The sequence below is a fragment of the Paenibacillus sp. 01T422 genome, assembly GCF_056398785.1.
On record NZ_JBFTQB010001429.1, the window covers coordinates 1 to 892 of the forward strand.

1 protein-coding gene is annotated in these 892 nt (G+C 37.9%); it reads right to left on the reverse strand.

Annotation, left to right across the window (positions count from 1 at the left end):
- Positions 1–151: 151 nt before the first annotated feature.
- The gene (locus AC1DUA_RS39290; protein ID WP_477504832.1) at positions 152–463 is read right to left on the reverse strand and encodes a hypothetical protein; all 312 of its coding nucleotides are present in this window, start codon (positions 461–463) and stop codon (positions 152–154) included.
- Positions 464–892: the final 429 nt, after the last annotated feature.

The window sequence follows — 892 nt, forward strand, 5'->3', positions numbered from 1 at the left end:
GTTTCATGCTGTCGGCAGCCTTCTCCTGATGTCTATTGAGCTATAGTTTTCGTTAGCGTAATCATTTGTTTGTTTCATGCTGTCGGCAGCCTTCTCCTGATGTCTATTGAGCTATAGTTTTCGTTAGCGTAATCATTTGTTTACTCGGCTATTAATGTTTTAATAATTGCAAATTGAAGACCTTAGTAATCTCTGCATAGCCTACAATTCTAGATGCTTCTTGAATATTTATTATTTTACCAACCCACAGAGTATTTGGATAAGCTTCTGGAGAAATGAAGGTTATCGTACCCAGTACAGTCTCCCCCATTTCAACAATGTCTTTCTCGTAATAATGGTGTGCTCCACTTGTTAGGTAATTGTCAGTGACCAGATGGTTAGGACGATAACCTGAGAACACAGGTCTTGTTCTTACGCCATTTTTCAAAAAAGTTATTTTTGCTTCTACATCTGGTACAGACATGTTCCATCACTCCTAGACCTTGTTCATTTACCGTTTTCGTCTCTATTATATTTCTTTATACAAACTTAGTCTTCCTTTAATTGTAAGTATCCTGCACTTTAGTTCAATCATAGTATCCTTTCCATATATTTCTATATCCACCTCATTCACTCCAGAACCCATCTGTCGGGAATGAGATCAAGTTCTTGTGAAAATCGGGAATGGGATCAAGTTCTTGTCATTGGCGATTAATTCGGAACCACCGTTCTTCGTTAATAATAGGCACCTTTAACGGAATTGCATTAATTTCTTTTCTTTTTTCCGAAGAAACCTATGGCAGCAGCAATTGCAACGGCGATTGCAACCCACACACCAGTACTCATAAAATAACCTCACTCCTTTTAATGATAATACGAAACGAATGCTTTACAGCTCCAACTGGTATTTGCA

Bases quoted from the DNA above. Each gene is read 5' to 3' on its own strand.
- AC1DUA_RS39290 (WP_477504832.1), bottom strand. From the start codon at position 463: ATGTCTGTACCAGATGTAGAAGCAAAAATAACTTTTTTGAAAAATGGC.